Here is a 19,805-nt window from a genome sequence, read left to right as displayed (position 1 = left end):
TGTCCTCTAATATAGAGATAGCAATTTACATTATTTTTGCGTAAAATGGTTTAAAGAGGTGAATTCCGATGGAAATAGTAAAAGATAGTTCTCTTATTCAAAATGAAATTGAACGTTTTGTAAATAAAGATGTATATATTCATTTAGAAACGACAAACGGAGCGTATGCATCACACATAAATGAAAAGATGATGACAGTTGGTGCTTTCATTCGAAATGCAATTATCCGTTTTGAACGCGGGAAGATAACTGGAACAAATCCATACCGAGTTGGTCTGAAAATGGATCATGGTTGGGTATATGCTGAAGGTATTACGCACTGGGAAGTAGATGGTCAAGAGCGTTTATTACTAGCTGGACATGATAATTTAGGTCGTCTAGCAGTTGCACTTGAGTTAAGCTTAACACCATTTAAGTAAGAAGGAGGGAAACTTATGGAGAGACATGTACTTGTTGTATTTCCGCATCCAGATGATGAAGCATATGCTGCGGGAGGAACAATTCGCTTATTAACAGATCAAGGAGTACCTGTAACATATGCATGTGGTACTCTAGGACAAATGGGACGTAACATGGGTAAGAACGTATTCGCTAACCGTGAAACGATTCCACATATCCGTAAGAAAGAATTGAAAGATGCTTGTGAAGCGATGGGCATTAAAGATTTAAGAATGCTTGGCTTCCATGATAAAACGTTAGAATTTGAAGATGTTGATTTCGTTGCTGACAAAATTGAAGCAATCATTCAAGAAGTAAATCCATCTCGAATTATTACATTTTATCCAGAGCACGGTGTACATCCAGATCATAATGCATTTGGCCGCGCTGTCGTTCGCGCTGTATCACGTATGCCAAAAGAAGAGCGCCCAGTTATCCATGCTGTTGCGATTACGAAAAATCGTGAGGCAGTATTAGGAGAACCGGATGTTGTAAATAACATTAGTGAAGTATTTGATCATAAATTAACGGCACTAGGTGCGCACCGTTCACAAACAGAAGCAATGCTTGAAGACACGCATGCAAAAATAAAAAACAAAGATGCAGCAACATTAAAATGGCTGCAACTTGAACAGTTTTGGACTTATAAATGGGAGTAGGCTAGAAGGATATCTTCTAGTTGCTCTTACATAGAAAAAGCGCCGTCACTTGTGATGGCGCTTTTTCTTGTTGAAGACTATATATTTTTTAGGGTGCTTCAAAATTTAAAAATTAACGTGCAGTATAGCCTCCATCAACAAGAAGTGTTGTACCGTTAACAAAACTAGCATCATCACTTGCTAAAAATAAGACAGCTTTAGCGACTTCTTCTGGTGTTCCAAGTCTGCCTTGTGGATGAAGTGAAGCTAAATATTCTTTCTGTTGAGGATTAACACTACCTAGTAAAGGGGTGTCAATATAACCAGGGCACACCGCATTAATACGTATTCCATATTTAGCGTAGGCAGTACATAAATTTTGAGTTAATAGTTTCACACCACCTTTTGCAGAGGAGTATGCTGTTGGGGTAGGTAATGAAACAAAACTATGAATCGAACCAGCGTTAACGATGACACCACCTGTACCTTGTTTAAGAAATTGTTCAATCGAATATTTATCAGAAAGGAATACCCCAGACAAATTAATATCAATAGTTCTTTTCCACTTTTCATAGGATAATTCGTGTGCCGGTGCATCATCAGCAACGCCGGCATTGGCATACATAATATCTAATTTACCGTATGTACTTACTGTCTCATGAATTAGCTGTTTAATATCTGCCTCTTTTGTTACATCGGTTTTAATAAATAACGTATTGTATCTATGTGCATTCAATTCATCTGATAGTTCTTTTCCACGTTCAGAAAAGTCAGCAATAACTACTTTTGCACCTTCTTCGATAAAAAGATGAACAGTAGATTCGCCAATTCCACTTGCACCACCAGTTATGATTGCTACTTTGTCTTTTAATTTCATATAAACCTCTCCATTCATCAATGAATTTAAGTCGAATTTTTAAATCTTGTTACTAAACTATTAACCTTAAATAGTAAGTAGATAGAAGAAAAAGCTCGCGTTTACTTAATCGTGAGAGTGCTATTTTTCTTTAGTGTACTTTTTGATACAGTTATGGACGAAAATATTAATTTGGTCAATTTTATCATTAGATTGAATATTTGGTAAAGAGCTCTCGAACAGAGCGAGTACGGATGCTGAAAAATTAAAATAAACATGCAGTATTATTTGTAGGGTAAGGAACAAGGGGGGGAGAGAAGCATAACGAAAACTACTACTCTAGTTAAATAGGAAAAAGCCTTGCAGGGGGGCAAGGCTTTAAACAGGGTATTAAAAATTATTGATTTATTAAGAATAACTTCTTCTTGTGAATAAACTAATTTTAGCATGATAACTCATATGTATGTGTTACGAATTTGTGAATAAAAACTCAATGATAAAAGTATGAGTGAAAGGAAATAATGTATTTGAAATATGCATTATTACACAAAGTTAAGTTGAAATAGGGGATTTGTATATGTAATTTCTTTTTGCATTTAATTCTTTAGAACTGATTTTTAATAATGTATATTAGAAGCGTATATTTTGAATTATTTAATAGAATAATATATATTTATATTGATTTAATGATTTTAGTTTGTTAAAAATGGGGAAATCGATATGAAGGTTAAATTTGCCGTAATAAAAGATGAGAATTTTGATTGTAGTTTATTGGAAACAAAATTATTGAAAACTTTTAAAGAAGTAGATTGTGAAGCAGATATTGTAAAGGTTAAGGATGAAATTTTTGAAAACAATGATGTACAAACGCATTTATCAGAAATAACCATACATGTTACTGGAAAAAATATCGGATATAGATCTGTTTCAGCCAGTATATTTATTGTTCTAGAGAGTTTATCAATACAGCTATTTCATATTCATATTAGTATACTTTAAACAGTTCAAAAAGTGGATTTATATTGCGTTGTAAATATGAAAATGGTGATGAAAACAATAGAAATTATCGTATGTGCTCCCGAATGTTGGATTGCACTTTGTTTGTTGTTAAATAAGCAAGGGGTCCCTTTTTAAATTTTAATCTATCTTAACGCTAATTTATAAATAGAAGAATGGAAACATGTGAGTAATTCAATTAGATTGTACAAAAAATTTGGTACGCGGATATACGCAATGTATTCACAGGTAAGAGGGTTGTCTCATAATATATATAGATTTTTCTATTAAGATGAACAGAGGGTGTGAATATATGGAAGATGTTTACGCTAAAATTGACAGTCTCAAGGCGGAGCAAAAAGAAATGATGAGAGACATTCGAAATTTAGAAACGCGTACTACTATTAATGAGAAAGATATAGCAACAATCAATAAGCAATTAGAAAAAATAAGTACAAACACTACTTGGATTTTGCGAATTATTATTAGTGCGATAATAATGTCAGTTTTAGGATTGATATTAAAAGGGATGATTTAAAAGAAAGAGGGGAGCTCCCTCTTTCTTTTATGTAAATGAGAAACTATAAATTTTCCGTTTCCTTTTCGTCTGCATACTTATCCTCTAAGGAAATTAATAGAGGGATTGATATAGTTACAAGAATGATTAAAGTGGTGATAAAAGATTTAGAAAGAGAAAAAGAACCTTCAATTAAAGGTGATAAAAACTTGAATGAAAGTATACTTGTTATGAAGGAAATTACTAAAAAGCTCAAAAGAGATATATTTTTATTCTTTATAGATGTCTCTATAAAGTCTTTAACACAGGTTATTACGACAAATATAGTTAATATGATAAGAGAAACAAAATAATGTGTTAAATTCGTCATACTAATAGTAGGATCGTCTATTATGTAAGCAAGTAACTTAGATACTAATATTCCTCCAAACAATAAAATAATAAAAGCAAGTAATCCTTCCGATATATAAGTGCTTAAATTGTTTTTCTTGTCAAAGAGTTTATAGTTTAGAGTAGATTGGGTTATTTGAATTAGGAATAGGGTAATAATCCATAAATAATATACAAATGGTAATTCTCCTGAGAATAGAGAAATTAGAAAGTTGACTACTGTCCTTAAAATTTCAATCATTACGAAAGTCCTCCTACTTGTTCAGCTTTATGACATTAGGAATATATGAGTCTATCATTTTATAATTGGGTTTATAGATTCAAACTATTTCTAATTATTCCATAATAAGGTGGTTATATCAAGTAGTTATCTTCTATGGTGTGTATTAGTTGTTCACTAATATAAAAAGAACATTTGAACGTTAATACTAGAAAAATAAAAGTAATATGTAATATAATTGAAAAAGTATATTTAAAAATCGATGTTAATATTACCCTCCTATAAGTATTAACATACGTAATTGAGGTGTTTTCTTTGTTGTTTTATGACCGGATTTCTATAATGGCCCCTCCTGTTCCGTAGCTAAGGAAAGTCTTTTTATTTCTGAGATTTTCAAAGTTATAGGAGGGTATGAAAAATGAAAAAAGTCTCAGTACCATCACTTTTGTTAATGATTATTCTTGTCGCATTTCCGCAAATTAGTGAAACGATTTACACACCGTCTTTACCGGACATTTCAAAGGCGTTACATGTAAGTAATAATGAGGTGCAGTTAACACTTAGTTTGTATTTTGCTGGATTTGCTTTAGGTGTATTTTTTATTGGATGGCTATCAGATATAATTGGCCGTCGCCCAGCAATGTTATTTGGAATTGTAATATATGGCGTTGGGAGTTTCTTATGCTTTATTGCAAATTCCATTGAAGTTTTATTGGTAAGTCGTTTTATTCAAGCGTTTGGAGCAAGTGCAGGATCCGTGGTTACACAAACGATTCTTCGTGAAAGTGTAGAAGGGCATAAGAGGCATGTTATGTTTGCTCAAATCTCGGCAGTCATTGCTTTTACACCAGCGATAGGACCGTTAATTGGTGGCTTTCTTGATCAAATGTTTGGATTTAAAATAGTATTTTTAAGTTTAGTAGTTATGAGTGTCGGGATTTTTCTGTATACATTTGTTTCTCTTCCTGAAACAAAGACGGACTCAGTAACGAATCAAATAAATGTGTTTTCTGTTTTAAAACGGTTGATTACAAATCCGAAAGTAGTAACATACGGTCTATTAATTGGAGGAGCGAATGGTGTTTTATTTAGCTATTATGCAGAAGCGCCGTTTATCTTTATTGATTACTTTCAATTATCGCCTAGTATGTATGGATTTCTAGGAATTGTCGTTGCTTCTGCTTCTATTATTGGAGCGAAAGTTTCAAAACGTTTACTTGCTACTTATAAACCAGAGAAAATTATATATATCGGTTGTCTCGTAATGACAGGAGGAGCTATCCTTTTATCTGTAATTACGTTTGTTGGATCAAATCCAAATGTAATATATATGGTTGTATTTTTAATAGCGATGTTTATATTGCTATTAGGAATTGGAATAGCATTACCTAACTGCTTAAGTTTAGCGTTAGTAGATTTTCAAGATGTCATTGGTACAGCTGGAGCGTTGTTTAGCTTAGGATACTATGTAATTGTAACGATGACAATTTGTGGAATGAGTCAACTGCATACGGGCTCGTTACTAGTGATGCCACTTTATTTTCTAGTTATTGTAGTTATAATGGCAGTGTTTACTAGGGTGTTTATCTTTGGTAAGCAAACTTTGAAATCGGTTTAAATATGAAATCGTAAAAGAGTCTCATTTTTAAATGAGGCTCTTTTATATTTTGGCTGGGGTAAAGAAGTTAGTAGTTTATTAATATATTAAATTTCTCATTGGTATATAAATCGAATGTGTGGGAAATTACGTTATCAACTATAAAGGTTGAAGTATTTGACATATGAAACCGAGGAAGAAATGCTCTCCTCTGTTATTTATATTGTAATAATATACATGCCGGAATCATATTGAATAGATGTATTTTATTGTTAATTTAGTTAAAAATTAATCAGAATTATGTATAATAATTTATTGAAAAAATAATTGAATTTTTCAGATTAATGAATTAATATAAGGTAAGTAATTTTAATATTTATAGAATATTGGAAGATGAAAGGTTTTGAGAATTTTATTAGGAGCACAAAACGATTTTAGGATAGCTTTAAAGCTAGTGTAAAATGACGTTTGCTTCATCATTTTCAGGGCCGAAAGGAATTAGGGGAAAGCATCTTGTGTTAAAATGCGGCTATGAATCATCTAAGAGGGGGAAGTGAAGTGGCAAACAAAGAATTGAAAAGAGGTTTAGAAGCACGTCATATTCAAATGATTGCTTTAGGTGGAACCATTGGTGTTGGTTTGTTTATGGGGTCAGCCAGCACAATTAAATGGACAGGTCCGTCAGTAATGCTTGCTTATGCAATTGCAGGTATTTTCATATTCTTCATCATGCGTGCCATGGGAGAAATGTTGTATATGGAGCCAAGTACAGGCTCATTTGCGACGTTCGGTCATAAGTATATTCATCCACTAGCTGGTTATATGACAGCGTGGAGTAACTGGTTCCAGTGGGTTATCGTTGGGATGTCAGAAATTATCGCGGTTGGAGCGTATATGCAATATTGGTTCCCGGATTTACCAGCTTGGATACCAGGTATAATCGCAATGGTTATTCTTGGTGCAGCTAACTTAATTTCAGTTAAGTCATTTGGTGAATTTGAATTTTGGTTCGCGATGATTAAAATCGTTACGATTCTATTAATGATTATTGCGGGATTTGGACTTATTTTCTTTGGAATTGGTAACGGCGGAGAAGCGATTGGTATATCAAATCTTTGGTCAAATGGCGGTTTCTTTACAGGTGGTTTTTCAGGATTCTTCTTTGCATTATCACTTGTAGTTGGAGCGTATCAAGGTGTGGAATTAATCGGAATTACTGCTGGAGAAGCGAAAAATCCGAAGAAGACACTTACAAGAGCGATTCAAAGTACAATTTGGCGTATTTTAATTTTCTACATCGGTGCTATTTTCGTTATTGTAACTGTGTATCCGTGGGATCAATTAAGTACAATTGGTAGCCCGTTCGTAGCAACTTTTGCGAAGGTTGGTATTACGGCAGCAGCTGGACTTATTAACTTTGTTGTTATTACAGCAGCAATGTCTGGTTGTAATAGTGGTATTTATAGTGCTGGTCGTATGCTTTATACGTTAGGTGTAAATGGACAAGCACCGAAATATTTCACGAAACTTTCTGGAAATGGTGTACCTTTATTCGGTACAGTTGGCGTAATTATCGGTCTGGCGGTTGGTGTTGTTTTAAGTTACATCGCACCGAAAAATTTATTCGTATACGTATATAGTGCGAGTGTACTCCCTGGTATGGTACCATGGTTTGTCATTTTAATTAGTCAAATTAATTTTAGAAAAGAAAAGGGAGCAGAGATGAAAGATCATCCGTTCAAAATGCCATTTGCTCCTGTAACAAACTATTTAACGATTGCCTTTTTAATTATGGTATTAATCGGAATGTGGTTTAACGATGATACTCGTATTTCTTTAGTTGTAGGTATTATTTTCTTAGCTATCGTTACAATTAGTTTCTATGCTTTTGGAATAGGAAAGCGAGCTCCGTTAGACGTTCAAAATAATAAAGAGATTTCAAGTAAATAAAGAAAAGGCTGTTCATCTGGAACAGCCTTTTCTTATTGTTGTTATTTGTCGATAAATCAATATACCTTGTCGAATCGTTGATATAATTTGATTTGTGATAGATATATTTGAAAAATCGTTGATATATTGTACGTTATGATAGATATATTCGAAAAATCGTTAATATAATTTTACATACTATCTGTCACTATCATGATTAAAATTTCTCTAATACGATTTTTCCAATGGTGTGCCCGCTTTCAAGTAGTGCATGTGCTTTCTTTAAGTTTTCAGCGTTAATCGGTGTTAATGTTTCATTTTTATGTAAGCTGTACTGATAGTCTAGAAGGAGTTTATTTCTAAAAAGAAGAATTTTTTACTGTATTACTTTATCCAAAACTAAATGTAAAGGTGGATACATAATGACAGTAAAGAAACTTTATTTCATCCCAGCAGGTCGTTGCATGTTGGATCATTCGTCTGTTAACAGTACTTTAACTCCAGGGAAACTATTAGACTTGCCGGTTTGGTGTTATCTTTTGGAGACGGAAGAAGGTCCTATTTTAGTAGACACAGGTATGCCAGAAAGTGCAGTTAATAATGAAGGGCTTTTTAACGGTACATTTGTTGAAGGGCAGATTTTACCGAAAATGACTGAAGAAGATAGAATCGTGAATATATTAAAGCGTGTAGGGTATGAGCCGGACGACCTTTTATATATTATTAGTTCTCACTTACATTTTGATCATGCAGGAGGAAACGGTGCTTTTACAAATACATCGATTATTGTGCAGCGAACGGAATATGAGGCAGCACTTCATAGAGAAGAATATATGAAAGAATGTATATTACCGCATTTGAACTACAAAATTATTGAAGGGGATTATGAAGTGGTACCAGGTGTTCAATTATTGTATACGCCAGGTCATTCTCCAGGCCATCAGTCGTTATTCATTGAGACGGAGCAATCCGGTTCAGTTTTATTAACAATTGATGCATCGTACACGAAAGAGAATTTTGAAGATGAAGTGCCGTTCGCAGGATTTGATCCAGAATTAGCTTTATCTTCAATCAAACGCTTAAAAGAAGTTGTGACAAAAGAGAAACCGATTGTTTTCTTTGGTCATGATATAGAGCAGGAAAAGGGTTGTAGAGTGTTCCCGGAGTATATATAGTGCAAAAAGTCATGAGTTCGCGTGCTCATGACTTTTTCGTTTAAATAATTTTTTTAAATAAATTATAAACTTTTTTTGAACTATCTTCGTTTAACTGATAGTACGTAAGGTTTACATCATCAGGAGTATCTTGCTGAGCAATCATCACTTCGCTGCTGTGATGATCAACTACCCATATGAAATATTTTTTATAAGTTCCATCCTCGAAAGTAATCCACATATCACAATCTATTAAGTCTGATCCTTCTTCATCTAATGTTAATTTACCTTTTTTTGCGGTATTCATACTGTTAATAAACGTTTTTAATTCATCTGTTTTTGTGAGAAAGATATCCTGTTTTGTTTTAATTGATTCTACATGTATATCTTTTATTTCCTGTTTTCCTAAAAAAACAGGGGGCTCATTTGGATCTCGCGAGCTTGAAATAATAGTTGCTTTCTTTTTCGGTTTATTTGCAGTATAGAGATCTTGAATAGATTTTCCCGAGTTTATAAACCATACAATTCCAGAAATAATTAATACGCTACCTAGCAATAAAATAATTTTTTTAATAGGATTTTCTCCTCTCTATTACTTCGTGTGAAGAGCTTTTCTATTAATATATGATAGGTAAGCGTAAAGTATTATAGTTGAACTTGGTTATGCTTCACAGTTTTTATCGGGCGATCTATGAGTAAATTGTAAGTGAGCCCAATTAATACGAAAATGCCACCGATAACTTTACCAATTGAGAGTTCATTTGTCAGGAAGAAATCAATAATAGTCCCCGCAAATAATTGTCCGATAAAGATGAGTAATGTTAAATAAAAGGCTGATATTTTAGGAGTAATATAGTTGGATAATGAAATAACGATAACGCCTACTAATCCGCCTAAGTATACGGCGATAGGAATAGATTGCAACTTATGAATAGGGATATACAATGAATCTGAACTGAAAATTAAAAATAACATAGAGAAAAATAATCCAGTAATATAATTGAAAAACGTGCCTTCCCAGTTTCCAATTTCCTTTGCTAAATTCGCGTTAATAATTCTAGCAACAACGATAGAAACACCAGCTAAAATAGCAATCGTAATATATAGCATTTTCTTGCCCCCATTAATAAATTGTCATGATTATAATTCCAGAAGAGATGAAACATAATCCAATTAGTTTTTTCTTTTCAAACTTTGCAACTTTCATTCCTAATAAGCCGAAATGATCAATAACGATGGAAGCAATAGATTGACCGAGTAAACTTAATGCGATCGTAATAGAAGCACCAAGGACGGAGAAACTTATATTGTTAAAAAGAACAGTGAATACTCCAATCGCTCCAGCGCTATATAAAAAAAGTGGAATACTTTTATCGAAACGAATTTTATTTTTGTTTATGATTAAAATGAAGATAACTGCAATTAAACCGACAAGGTGAATGACCACGCTTGCTGTGTACTTGCCAATTAACTTAGATAAAATCCCATTCAGTGGAAGCATAACGGCGATGAGCACACCAATAAAGACAGAAAGAAAGTTATACAATGTAATATCCCCTTTGTATTTCATATTTGTAATGACTGTATCATGCTGAAATTGTGTATTGTTATGACATATGTCATAGTGGAAGAAGAAAATTTTGATTACAATGGGGATGAGTTGTAAAGGTGGGGGACTATGAAGAAAATATGTAATTCTATTAAATTAGCAGAGTATATAAAGCAAAATAATATTGATTCATTTTTTAGTCATGATATGAAGCCATATATGGAACTTATATTTTTTAAAAAGAATGAGTTTATTTGTAGAGAAAATGAAGTGATAGATTATTTATATTTCTTTGTTGAAGGAAAAGCAAAAGCGTTTAACACATTAAGTAACGGAAAATCGGTATTATTATGTTTTTACGATAGTTTGCAGTTACTTGGAGATGTGGAGTTAATTCATTCCCAAAGGATTACTTCAAACGTACAAGTGATGGCAGATTCGTATTGTGTCGGTTTACCTTTAGGAAAAGTGAGAAATCAGCTATTTCATGATGCGAAATTTTTAAGATGTATTTGCGGATCATTAGCACATAAATTAAACCGACTTTCCAAAAACAGTACAATTAATTTATTGTATCCACTTGAAAATAGACTTGCGAGTTACATGTTAGCAGCAGGGGAGCGAGCAGTTCAGCATGAAAATAGAATTGTATTTAGTGGGAATTTAACGGAAATAGCGGAATTGTTAGGAACGAGCTATCGGCATTTGTTGCGAACATTAAATATTTTTTGTGATAAAGAGATAATAAAGAAGAACGATGGATGCTATGAAGTAGTAAACGTGGATGTTTTGAGAGAATTGGCAGCAGATGTTTATAAATAGGAGGAGAGTATAAATGATAACACCTATATTTAGAATTTTTGATATTGAAAAAGCAAAACTATTTTACTTAGGTTTTTTAGGATTTAAACTGGATTGGGAACATCGGTATGAGGAAAATATGCCATTATATTTGCAAATTTCGTTACAGGATGCTGTGATACATTTATCAGAACATCATGGTGATGCCTCACCAGGTGGTGCGATTCGGATCAAAATAGATGATGTAAAGGATTATCATTCTGTATTATTAAGTAAAGAATATGCTTATTCGAAGCCGAATATAGAAAAAACACCTTGGGGTACAATTGAATTAACTGTGATTGATCCGTTTTCAAATAGAATTACACTATACGAGGAAAAATTGTAGAAATGGAATGAAGAGTAGTTCATAGAGCAGTGAACTGCTCTTTTTTATTTTGAGTAGATATTGAATCATATAAAAAGAAAATGTTATGATTATGGAAACGTATGAATATATGAACAAGTATTCATATGTTTAAGAAGAGGAGGGATTAGAATGAAAGATCTAATTATTATTGGGGCGGGTCAAGCTGGATTAACAATGGGATATTACTTGAAGCAAGAAGGGTATAATTTTTTATTACTTGAGGCAGGAAAACGAGTTGGTGATTCATGGAGAAATCGATATGATTCTTTGCAGCTTTTTACCTCAAGGTCTTACAGTAGCTTGCCGGGTATGACGTTAATAGGTGAAAAAAATGAATTTCCATATAAAGATGAAATTGCAACTTATTTAGAAGAATATGCAAGACATTTTCAATTACCGGTACAATTACAAACGGAAGTTTTAAAGATAAAGAAAGAAAAAGAAATATTTGAATTACACACTCCTACAGAAATTTTACAAACGAAAAAAGTTATTATCGCATCAGGTGGTTTTCAGCATCCATTTATTCCCTCGCTTTCAGAAAATCTTTCACCACATATTTTTCAAATACATTCATCACAATATAAATCATTATCGCAAATTCCACAGGGGAAGGTACTTGTAGTAGGGGGCGGAAATTCAGGAATGCAAATCGCAGTAGAACTTGCAAAAACGCATGAAGTTACGGTGTCTATTAGTCATCCTTTAACGTTTTTACCGTTACAACTTTTTGGAAAAAGTATTTTTAATCTGCTAGAAAAAGTGGGTTTATTGTACGCTGAAATAAATACAAAGAGGGGAAGATGGTTTCAAAAGAGAAAGGACCCTATTTTCGGTTTTGAAGGTAAGAAACTTATTCGTAATGGAGCAATTAAACTGCAAGAAAAAGCAGTAAGTGCATCAGGAAATAACATTATGTTTCAGAACGGTGAAACATATAGTGCAGAAAGCGTTATATGGTCAACTGGTTTTGTTCAAAATTATAATTGGATTGAAATTGAACAAGCAGTGAATGAGAAAGGATTTCCTAATCATATAAAGGGAATAAGTCCAGTAAAAGGATTGTATTATATCGGATTGCCGTGGCAATCTCAAAGGGGTTCTGCACTTATTTGTGGTGTAGGAAAGGATGCAGCATATTTGCTTTCTGAAATCAAAAAAATAGATCAGTAGCAGCGACTACTGATCATCCATATGTACATGAATTAGGAGAGGTCAAACATTTATTAACTTTATTATAATTGATTTTCATAAGAATAAAAACTGAAAATTCTAATTTTATGTTGAGAAAGTTTTTTGTATCGAAATATATGAAAGAATAGGGGGTTTTTAGTAAAAGGAAATATGATATTTATATTTTACTAAAGTGTGATATAGTCAATATAGGATTTATTTCCTTAAATTGGTTTTTGTAGTCATTACATTTTTAAAGCAGAAAGGAGAAGTAATTATGAAGTTTGATGATCAACGCTTACTAGGAGTCCGATTAGGTTCTGTACTTGTGACAGAGGAAAATCAATATTTAGTAATTAAGAAGAAAGATCATTATGCACTGTTAAATATACATAATTTAGAATGCACTCATGTTGAAGTGCAGTTAGAACATTTGGAAGAAATGTTGCGGGAAGATTTCCAAGAAAGTATAACGGAGATTATCGCACCAGAACATATAAAAATTGTTGCGAAAAATGTTATATAGATAAAGAAGCTGGAAGGAACAGCTTCTTTATTTTCATTATAAGGGTAACGTTTTTACAACCTCACCAATGATCCCTTCCATTTGATGAACACCTAAATCGGAATTGGTCATAATAACAGCACCATTCCCGCAGTATGGATAACAAACCATCATACATTGAAATCCAACGCCCCATCCGAGTGAATAAATCTGTAATTCTTCATTAGAATCATCTAGAAAAACACCTAATCCAGTCCATTTTGAGCAACCTTGAGGAGAAATCATGTCTATTACTAATTTTTGAGAAAGTTTTAGTTTGCCCTTTCCTTGTAAGGAATGAATGATTTCAATAACTAAAGCTGATAAGTCAGTTGGTGTTGTCCAAATACCTGAAGCAGCTGCGAATGGATAAAATGGATACTTCTCATTTGTTACAGTTCTATCTTTATTATGTCCGCAAGCAAAAACATCGGTTTTATCTATGTCTTTTGGAGAAAAAAGTGTACTATTTTTCATTTGTAATGGCTGGAAGATGTGTTCTTCTAATAACTGACTAAATGATCTTCCTGTAATATCTTCTAGTAGTAGTTCGATTATACAAAAGTTTGCGTCTGAGTAGTGAAATTCACTTTCTGGTTTATAAGTTACCTCTATAGGTACGGGGCAATATAGTGTTTTACCGGAAAGGAGCTCAGACATATTAGGTAAGCCTTTTGCAGGTGTATAATGTTCAAAACTATTAGGTGGATCAATGAGTCCAGATTGATGGCTTAATAAGTTTCTCAAAGTGATGCTTTTTTGTGAAGTAAATAGATTAGTAGGAATGTTCCAAGATGTGAGTTTATCATTTACGTCTTCGTCTAAATGCAAGATTTCTTGATCTGATAACATTAGTACGAGCATTGTAGTGATGAATTTGCTGATAGAACAAGAATTAAAGAGAGAATTTGTAGTAACAGCTCTAGTTGTTCCAGCTTCAAGTGTTCCAAAGGCAGTCGCTTCATCTAGTTTGCCATTACATATAACAGCGAGGCTTAAACCTGCAACGGAATATTGGTTCATTTTCTCGTATATATTGCTACTTTTTAAGTTCATGGTGACTCCTTTCTTTAAAGACAGAGTAGTATTTTTATTATACAGTAGTAAAAAAAAGAAAACACTTCGTCATTCACCAATGAAGTGTTTTCTTTTTTAGTTAGTTTGAAGTGAACTTTTGAAAAAATTTGTCTCGGTACATGTACATAACCCATGAGATTGTTATTAAAGAAATGATGATTTGTTTGTTTTTAATTGGTGCATTGAAAACAAGCCAACCAACTATATCAAATAACAAATGTAGCACGATTGAAAGAACTACAAATTGAAGTAACGTATTTAAAAATCTTTTCATAAAGTGTCCCCCTAAAATAATAGGTTTTATTAACAGTTTGATATAGTGATATTATACATTAAATGTGTATTGTGGTAAAATTTACATAAGTTAGTGGAATAAAGCAAATGAAAGTTAGTAAGGGGGAACATTCATGGAATTCTGGATGGTTATACTGATAGTAGCTGTTGGTTTCATTTATATCGCTGAAAAATTAACTACAATTGAAAAGAAAAATGATGCGCGTTTAAAGAGAATTGAAGATAGATTACAATTAATTACGAAAGAAATGGGAATTATAGAAAGAGAACCTGAAATTAATAAAGAACTACGCCAGCTTGTAGAAGAAGGCAAAAAAATTACAGCAGTTAAGAGAGTAAGAGAAGCTTTTGGTTTTTCCTTACTAGAAGCGAAGCAATATGTTGATAAATTATAAAAAAGATCATCCATTTGGGTGATCTTTTTTACTGCACCATGCGTGTATTTACATAAACCGCGATTATAAAGTGTCCAATTAGAGTGATAGGAATAACGATTGTGACATTAGGCGTAGTGAAGACACTACCGATTGTCGCAATGACACCAGCAATTAAATTATAAAGACCTACTATTTTTGATAGTTTCACTTTATCAGGCACGCGGCGTTCGTTGAATCCTGATAAGAGCCAAGTGTACTGCTTTACTCCAATGAAATAAGCTAGTGCAAATGAAAGGATTGCCACTATGAATAATGATGGGGAAGCGAAGAGAGTCAATGAAAACACCTCCGTTAATGGGCTATAAATAAATTATAGTCCGAATGTTATAATTTAACAAAATATAATTTTAGTTTTAAGTGTAATAGAAAAATGGAGTATTGGTAATGAGGGGAGATTAAGTATGAATATTGTGGAGTTTCAGAGGTATGTATCAAATTTCAGTAAAGAAAAAGGATTTCAAGATACAACAATTGAAGAGCGTACGATATATACGATGGCGGAATTAGGTGAATTAGCGGAAGTCATATTAAAGCGTGATACAATACAAGATGCGAAAAGAGAAATCGGTTTAGAAATGTTTGATGTAATTTGGAATGTATGTGATTTAGCAAATAAATTAAATATTGATTTAGAGAAGGCGTTTGAAGAAAAAATGAAAATTAATAAAAAGCGCGAATGGTAAGTAGAATTTTAATTTGTAAAGATGGGTGATATGAATGAAAAAGAAGCTTATTATAGGAGGAATCTTTACTTTAATTAGTGTAATAAGTGTTGTCGTTTACTTAGTTTTTCAAGGCATATTCATTCCGAATCAAATAAGTGCTGATAAGTATGAAATAAAAGGTGTAGATGTCGCATCGTATCAAGGGGATATAGATTGGAGAGAGTTGGAAAAGCAAAATATGAAGTTTGCGTTTATAAAGGCGACTGAAGGAAGTTCGTTTGTGGATGAGTACTTTTCGAAAAATTGGAGGAATGCGAATAAGACAGATATGCGCATCGGAGCGTATCATTTTTTTAGTTTCGATAGTAAGGGTAAAACACAAGCAGAGCAATTTATACGAACTGTTCCAAAATATAAACAAGCACTGCCACCCGTGATTGATGTTGAGTTTTACGCTAACAAAAAAGATAATCCGCCTAAGCGTGAAGATGTTACGAAAGAGTTGGCGGTCATGATTGAAATGCTAGAAAAACATTACGATAAGAAAGTAATATTGTATGCAACGCAAGAGGCGTATGATTTATATATAAAGGATGCGTATCCAAAATGTAATATATGGATTCGTAGTGTTCTTACAAAACCGAGTTTATCTGATGAGAGAAAATGGACGTTTTGGCAATACACGAACCGCGGGAGATTAAGCGGTTATAATGGAAAAGAAAAGTATATTGATTTGAATGTATTTTATGGGAATGAGGAAGAGTTTGAGAATTATGGAATGGAAGATTAAGTTTTAAAGCGTACAAAATTTTGTACGCTTTTTTGTTAATTACATAAAAGTATGCAAATGAAGATGGAACAAACATTTGAGATGAATTGTCTAATATAGGTAATAACTATTTAGCTTGAAAGAAAGGGTTGATAACATGAAAAAGAATACGTTGTTAAAAGTAGGATTATGTGTAAGTTTACTAGGAACAACTCAATTTGTTAGCACGATTTCTTCTGCACAAGCATGACAAAAGGTAGAGCAAATAGTAATCAAAAATGAGACGGGAACCATTTCAATATCTCAGTTAAACAAGAATGTATGGGTTCATACGGAGTTAGGTTATTTTAATGGAGAAGCAGTTCCTTCGAACGGTCTAGTTCTTAATACTTCTAAAGGGTTAGTACTTGTTGATTCTTCTTGGGATAACAAATTAACGAAGGAACTAATAGAAATGGTAGAAAAGAAATTTCAGAAGCGCGTAACAGATGTCATTATTACACATGCGCACGCTGATCGAATTGGCGGAATAACAGCGTTGAAAGAAAGAGGCATTAAAGCGCATAGTACAGCATTAACCGCAGAACTAGCAAAGAACAGTGGATATGAAGAGCCGCTTGGAGATTTACAAACAATTACGAGTTTGAAGTTTGGCAATACAAAAGTAGAAACGTTCTATCCAGGGAAAGGACATACAGAAGATAATATTGTTGTTTGGTTGCCACAATATCAAATTTTAGCTGGAGGCTGTTTAGTAAAATCTGCGGAAGCTAAAGATTTAGGAAATGTTGCGGATGCGTATGTAAATGAATGGTCTACATCGATTGAGAATGTGCTGAAGCGATATGGAAATATAAATTCGGTAGTACCTGGTCATGGAGAAGTAGGAGACAAGGGATTACTTTTACATACATTGGATTTATTAAAATAAGAAATTGTAGAAATACAAAAGAAAGGAGAAATAATTTTCTCCTCTCTTTCTTCTAACTATATTTAAATGCTGAATCTGTCGATTACGTCAGCGTATATTACTGAGATTTTAATTCCAAGTATACAAATACTAGTACTGTCATAATTGCAATAACAACGTAAGTAGCATCAAGCATTATAAGTGTTTTTAAAGTTTCAGTCATCGTAATTCACCCCTGTTATAAAAATATAACATGATCTTTTTATTGATTAGATTAGAGATCATAAAGATAAAATGTATATGAAATTTCTTAAGTAGCTTCTATATAAATATATCATATAAATAATGTAAGTAATGTTAAGATAGTGTAAATGTATTGTAAATAAAGAGGTTTACAATGAAGGCTTTAATAAAAAAATGATAGTTCCTTAAAATAAAAAATACGCTATTTTCATATGAGATGAATTGCAATTATTTGTATAAGGGATTCAAAAAAATTTTTTCGTTGTATATATTTCTCCAAATTAATTATTTAGCTATTTAAAAGTATCGAAAGATGTGTGCACACTAATGTATATTTTTTGGATGTCAATAAAAGTATTATGTCAACAATATGAACTGTCACAAATCTTTATATATTATTGTGATTGATATCACATCACTTTTTTTCAATGGGTATTATGCTTAAGGTGTAATGAATGATTGGGAGAGGGTGGAATGATATGTTTTGTTATCAATGTGAACAAACGCCAACAGGCGGATGTAAAGTAATGGGTGTTTGTGGCAAGAATGAAACGATTGCGAGTTTACAAGATACGATTGTGTTTGGGCTAAAAGGAATTGCAGCTTATCGCACACATGCTGCTCAGCTAGGGTATACGGATGCATTTGTAGATGCTACAACACAAGAAGCTTTATATATGACATTAACAAATTCTAACTTTAACGAACAAGAGCATATTGATATGGCTATGAAAGTTGGGAAATCAGCTTTACGGGTGATGGAGTTATTGGATGAGGCACATACGAATCATTTTGGTGTGCCAGAGCCTGTACAAATTACACAAAATCGTGTAGAAGGTAAAGCAATTGTAGTTACGGGCCATAATTTATTTGCATTAGAAGAACTATTAAAGCAAACAGAAGGAAAAGACATTAATATTTATACGCATTCTGAAATGCTACCAGCACACGGATACCCGCAGCTGAAAAAATATAAACATTTAAAAGGAAACATCGGTAAGGCATGGTATGATCAAAGACGCCTTTTTGAAAAATTTACTGGTGCCATATTAGCTACAACGAACTGTGTTATGCCAATTAAAGGCTCGTACTCTGATCGATTCTTTTCATATGACATTGCAGGTTTAGAAGGTGTACAAAAAATTGAAAATGATGATTTTACACCATTGATTCAAAAAGCACTAGAACTTCCAGAAGTACATATGGAGTCGGATGAACAGTTAGTGACAGGGTTTCATCATAATAAAGTATTATCATTAGCTCCAGAAATTATTGATGCAGTAAAAGAGGGGAAGATAAAGCGTTTCTTTGTTATCGCCGGTTGTGATGCACCGGGAAAAGGCGGAGAATATTATCGTGAATTAGCAACGTCACTTCCGCCAGAAACAGTTATTTTAACAACTTCTTGCGGGAAATTCCGCTTTAATGATGTGGATTACGGTGTTGTACCTGGTACCGAGATTCCGCGCTACATCGACTTAGGACAATGTAATAATTCCATTTCTACAGTGAAAATAGCAGCTGCATTAGCTGATGCTTTCCAATGTGAAGTGAATGAATTGCCAGTAAGTATTGTGCTATCATGGTTTGAACAAAAAGCGGTTGCCATTTTACTCGGGCTATTTAGTCTTGGAATTCAAGATATTCGCATCGGTCCAAAGGCTCCTGAATTTATTTCACCTGGCGTGCTTGATGTATTACAAGAAACATTTGGTTTAAAACTAATTACAAATGCAGCAGAAGACATGGCTATGATGTTATCGTAACGGAAAAGGTGTTTTCACTTAATTGTGGCTTTATAAATCATTTGTATGTGTGTGAGTAAACGCACATACAAATGATTATTAATAAAGAAAATCGCTATATCTATAAATTTTATAGAGCTTTTAAAGTATAACACCACATGCTCATCACCTTAAGATTTTAAGTATCCCCAAAACGAAATTTCTACATGAATATCTATAATTTTACCTCTTTTTCATTTGATTTGAAAATAAGCTTTCTATTTTTAAAAACCAACGATACCACCTCAAATTATAGGAATAAAATCCATTCATTTATTAGGAAAATGGATTGAAAATAATAAGGTAGACTAAAAAGTAAAATATTATTTATGATAATCATTCTTTTATAAAATTTAAATTGGAAATAGCCCTACTCATTTTGATTGCGCATTTTCAAAATGGAGGGGCTTTTTTT

The 19,805-nt window shown here is 32.9% G+C and carries 23 protein-coding genes and 1 pseudogene; 16 read left to right on the top strand and 8 right to left on the bottom strand.

Features of this window, described 5'->3' with window-relative positions; genetic code table 11:
* The first annotated feature begins 68 nt into the window (after positions 1-68).
* A complete protein-coding gene (locus QCI81_RS04240) occupies positions 69-419 on the top strand; it encodes a YojF family protein (protein WP_000407046.1) in 351 nt (116 codons plus the stop codon).
* 15 nt (positions 420-434) lie between these two features.
* The gene (gene bshB2, locus QCI81_RS04235; protein ID WP_000439483.1) at positions 435-1,097 is read left to right on the top strand and encodes a bacillithiol biosynthesis deacetylase BshB2; all 663 of its coding nucleotides are present in this window, start codon (positions 435-437) and stop codon (positions 1,095-1,097) included.
* A gap of 112 nt (positions 1,098-1,209) precedes the next feature.
* Here the strand turns inward: bshB2 and QCI81_RS04230 are convergent, their stop codons facing one another.
* Complete coding sequence (locus tag QCI81_RS04230; RefSeq protein WP_071731232.1) at positions 1,210-1,953, bottom strand: SDR family NAD(P)-dependent oxidoreductase; 744 nt, start codon at positions 1,951-1,953, stop codon at positions 1,210-1,212.
* Between the two features lie 699 nt (positions 1,954-2,652).
* On the opposite strand from QCI81_RS04230, the gene QCI81_RS04225 reads away from it, so the two are divergent.
* Together QCI81_RS04225 and QCI81_RS04220 are read left to right on the top strand one after the other, a co-directional pair.
* Positions 2,653-2,931 (top strand): hypothetical protein, encoded by a 279-nt coding sequence (locus QCI81_RS04225; RefSeq protein WP_071731231.1) that lies wholly within the window; start codon positions 2,653-2,655, stop codon positions 2,929-2,931.
* Positions 2,932-3,241: 310 nt separating this feature from the next.
* The gene (locus tag QCI81_RS04220) at positions 3,242-3,466 is read left to right on the top strand and encodes a hemolysin XhlA family protein (RefSeq protein WP_000390469.1); all 225 of its coding nucleotides are present in this window, start codon (positions 3,242-3,244) and stop codon (positions 3,464-3,466) included.
* Positions 3,467-3,509: 43 nt separating this feature from the next.
* Here QCI81_RS04220 and QCI81_RS04215 read toward each other — a convergent pair whose 3' ends face one another.
* Positions 3,510-4,076, bottom strand: coding sequence for a DUF5823 family protein (locus tag QCI81_RS04215; RefSeq protein ID WP_353810620.1), 567 nt, complete (start codon positions 4,074-4,076; stop codon positions 3,510-3,512).
* Positions 4,077-4,473: 397 nt separating this feature from the next.
* On the opposite strand from QCI81_RS04215, the gene QCI81_RS04210 reads away from it, so the two are divergent.
* The 3 genes from QCI81_RS04210 (at position 4,474) to aiiA (ending at position 8,756) form a co-directional block, all read left to right on the top strand.
* The gene (locus QCI81_RS04210; protein ID WP_071731230.1) at positions 4,474-5,673 is read left to right on the top strand and encodes a multidrug effflux MFS transporter; all 1,200 of its coding nucleotides are present in this window, start codon (positions 4,474-4,476) and stop codon (positions 5,671-5,673) included.
* 537 nt (positions 5,674-6,210) lie between these two features.
* The gene (locus QCI81_RS04205) at positions 6,211-7,602 is read left to right on the top strand and encodes an amino acid permease (RefSeq protein WP_001284410.1); all 1,392 of its coding nucleotides are present in this window, start codon (positions 6,211-6,213) and stop codon (positions 7,600-7,602) included.
* A gap of 401 nt (positions 7,603-8,003) precedes the next feature.
* Positions 8,004-8,756, top strand: a complete 753-nt coding sequence (aiiA, locus tag QCI81_RS04200) for a quorum-quenching N-acyl homoserine lactonase AiiA (RefSeq protein WP_071731229.1) — start codon at positions 8,004-8,006, stop codon at positions 8,754-8,756.
* A 40-nt stretch (positions 8,757-8,796) separates the two neighbouring features.
* Here the strand turns inward: aiiA and QCI81_RS04195 are convergent, their stop codons facing one another.
* From QCI81_RS04195 to QCI81_RS04185, 3 genes are all read right to left on the bottom strand, one after another.
* Complete coding sequence (locus QCI81_RS04195) at positions 8,797-9,291, bottom strand: hypothetical protein (protein ID WP_071731228.1); 495 nt, start codon at positions 9,289-9,291, stop codon at positions 8,797-8,799.
* A gap of 89 nt (positions 9,292-9,380) precedes the next feature.
* Positions 9,381-9,845 (bottom strand): DMT family transporter, encoded by a 465-nt coding sequence (locus tag QCI81_RS04190; protein ID WP_000965811.1) that lies wholly within the window; start codon positions 9,843-9,845, stop codon positions 9,381-9,383.
* 13 nt (positions 9,846-9,858) lie between these two features.
* The gene (locus QCI81_RS04185) at positions 9,859-10,305 is read right to left on the bottom strand and encodes a DMT family transporter (protein WP_071731227.1); all 447 of its coding nucleotides are present in this window, start codon (positions 10,303-10,305) and stop codon (positions 9,859-9,861) included.
* Between the two features lie 108 nt (positions 10,306-10,413).
* Between QCI81_RS04185 and yeiL the strand changes: the two genes are divergently transcribed.
* From yeiL to QCI81_RS04165, 4 genes are all read left to right on the top strand, one after another.
* Positions 10,414-11,106: a transcriptional regulator YeiL gene (gene yeiL, locus QCI81_RS04180; RefSeq protein ID WP_071731226.1), complete on the top strand. Its 693-nt coding sequence runs from the start codon at positions 10,414-10,416 to the stop codon at positions 11,104-11,106.
* A 13-nt stretch (positions 11,107-11,119) separates the two neighbouring features.
* On the top strand, positions 11,120-11,473 hold the full coding sequence (locus QCI81_RS04175; RefSeq protein ID WP_000632403.1) for a glyoxalase superfamily protein: 354 nt from the start codon (positions 11,120-11,122) through the stop codon (positions 11,471-11,473).
* A gap of 150 nt (positions 11,474-11,623) precedes the next feature.
* On the top strand, positions 11,624-12,667 hold the full coding sequence (locus tag QCI81_RS04170) for a flavin-containing monooxygenase (protein WP_071731225.1): 1,044 nt from the start codon (positions 11,624-11,626) through the stop codon (positions 12,665-12,667).
* 277 nt (positions 12,668-12,944) lie between these two features.
* Entirely contained in the window at positions 12,945-13,193 is a 249-nt protein-coding gene (locus tag QCI81_RS04165; protein ID WP_000666948.1) for a hypothetical protein, read from the top strand.
* 36 nt (positions 13,194-13,229) lie between these two features.
* Here QCI81_RS04165 and QCI81_RS04160 read toward each other — a convergent pair whose 3' ends face one another.
* A complete protein-coding gene (locus QCI81_RS04160) occupies positions 13,230-14,267 on the bottom strand; it encodes a serine hydrolase domain-containing protein (RefSeq protein ID WP_001050187.1) in 1,038 nt (345 codons plus the stop codon).
* A 100-nt stretch (positions 14,268-14,367) separates the two neighbouring features.
* Entirely contained in the window at positions 14,368-14,562 is a 195-nt protein-coding gene (locus QCI81_RS04155; RefSeq protein ID WP_000819660.1) for a hypothetical protein, read from the bottom strand.
* 133 nt (positions 14,563-14,695) lie between these two features.
* On the opposite strand from QCI81_RS04155, the gene QCI81_RS04150 reads away from it, so the two are divergent.
* Positions 14,696-14,977 carry a hypothetical protein gene (locus tag QCI81_RS04150; protein ID WP_000397724.1) on the top strand — a complete coding sequence of 94 codons (282 nt, stop codon included), beginning with the start codon at positions 14,696-14,698 and terminating at the stop codon, positions 14,975-14,977.
* A 28-nt stretch (positions 14,978-15,005) separates the two neighbouring features.
* On the opposite strand, the gene QCI81_RS04145 is transcribed toward QCI81_RS04150, so the two are convergent.
* Entirely contained in the window at positions 15,006-15,296 is a 291-nt protein-coding gene (locus tag QCI81_RS04145) for a DUF3784 domain-containing protein (RefSeq protein WP_353810619.1), read from the bottom strand.
* A 124-nt stretch (positions 15,297-15,420) separates the two neighbouring features.
* Here QCI81_RS04145 and QCI81_RS04140 point away from each other — a divergent pair, with 124 nt between their 5' ends.
* From QCI81_RS04140 to hcp, 4 genes and pseudogenes are all read left to right on the top strand, one after another.
* Positions 15,421-15,702: a MazG nucleotide pyrophosphohydrolase domain-containing protein gene (locus QCI81_RS04140; RefSeq protein ID WP_071731223.1), complete on the top strand. Its 282-nt coding sequence runs from the start codon at positions 15,421-15,423 to the stop codon at positions 15,700-15,702.
* Positions 15,703-15,736: 34 nt separating this feature from the next.
* On the top strand, positions 15,737-16,474 hold the full coding sequence (locus QCI81_RS04135) for a glycoside hydrolase family 25 protein (protein WP_071731222.1): 738 nt from the start codon (positions 15,737-15,739) through the stop codon (positions 16,472-16,474).
* Positions 16,475-16,610: 136 nt separating this feature from the next.
* Positions 16,611-17,384: pseudogene (gene bla2, locus QCI81_RS04130) on the top strand (BcII family subclass B1 metallo-beta-lactamase).
* Positions 17,385-18,085: 701 nt separating this feature from the next.
* Positions 18,086-19,372: a hydroxylamine reductase gene (hcp, locus tag QCI81_RS04125; protein ID WP_071731247.1), complete on the top strand. Its 1,287-nt coding sequence runs from the start codon at positions 18,086-18,088 to the stop codon at positions 19,370-19,372.
* Positions 19,373-19,805 lie beyond the last annotated feature (433 nt).

The organism is Bacillus cereus group sp. MG20 (assembly GCF_040459885.1).
Taxonomy (GTDB): domain Bacteria; phylum Bacillota; class Bacilli; order Bacillales; family Bacillaceae_G; genus Bacillus_A; species Bacillus_A cereus.
This window is presented reverse-complemented; position numbering and strand designations above follow the sequence as displayed.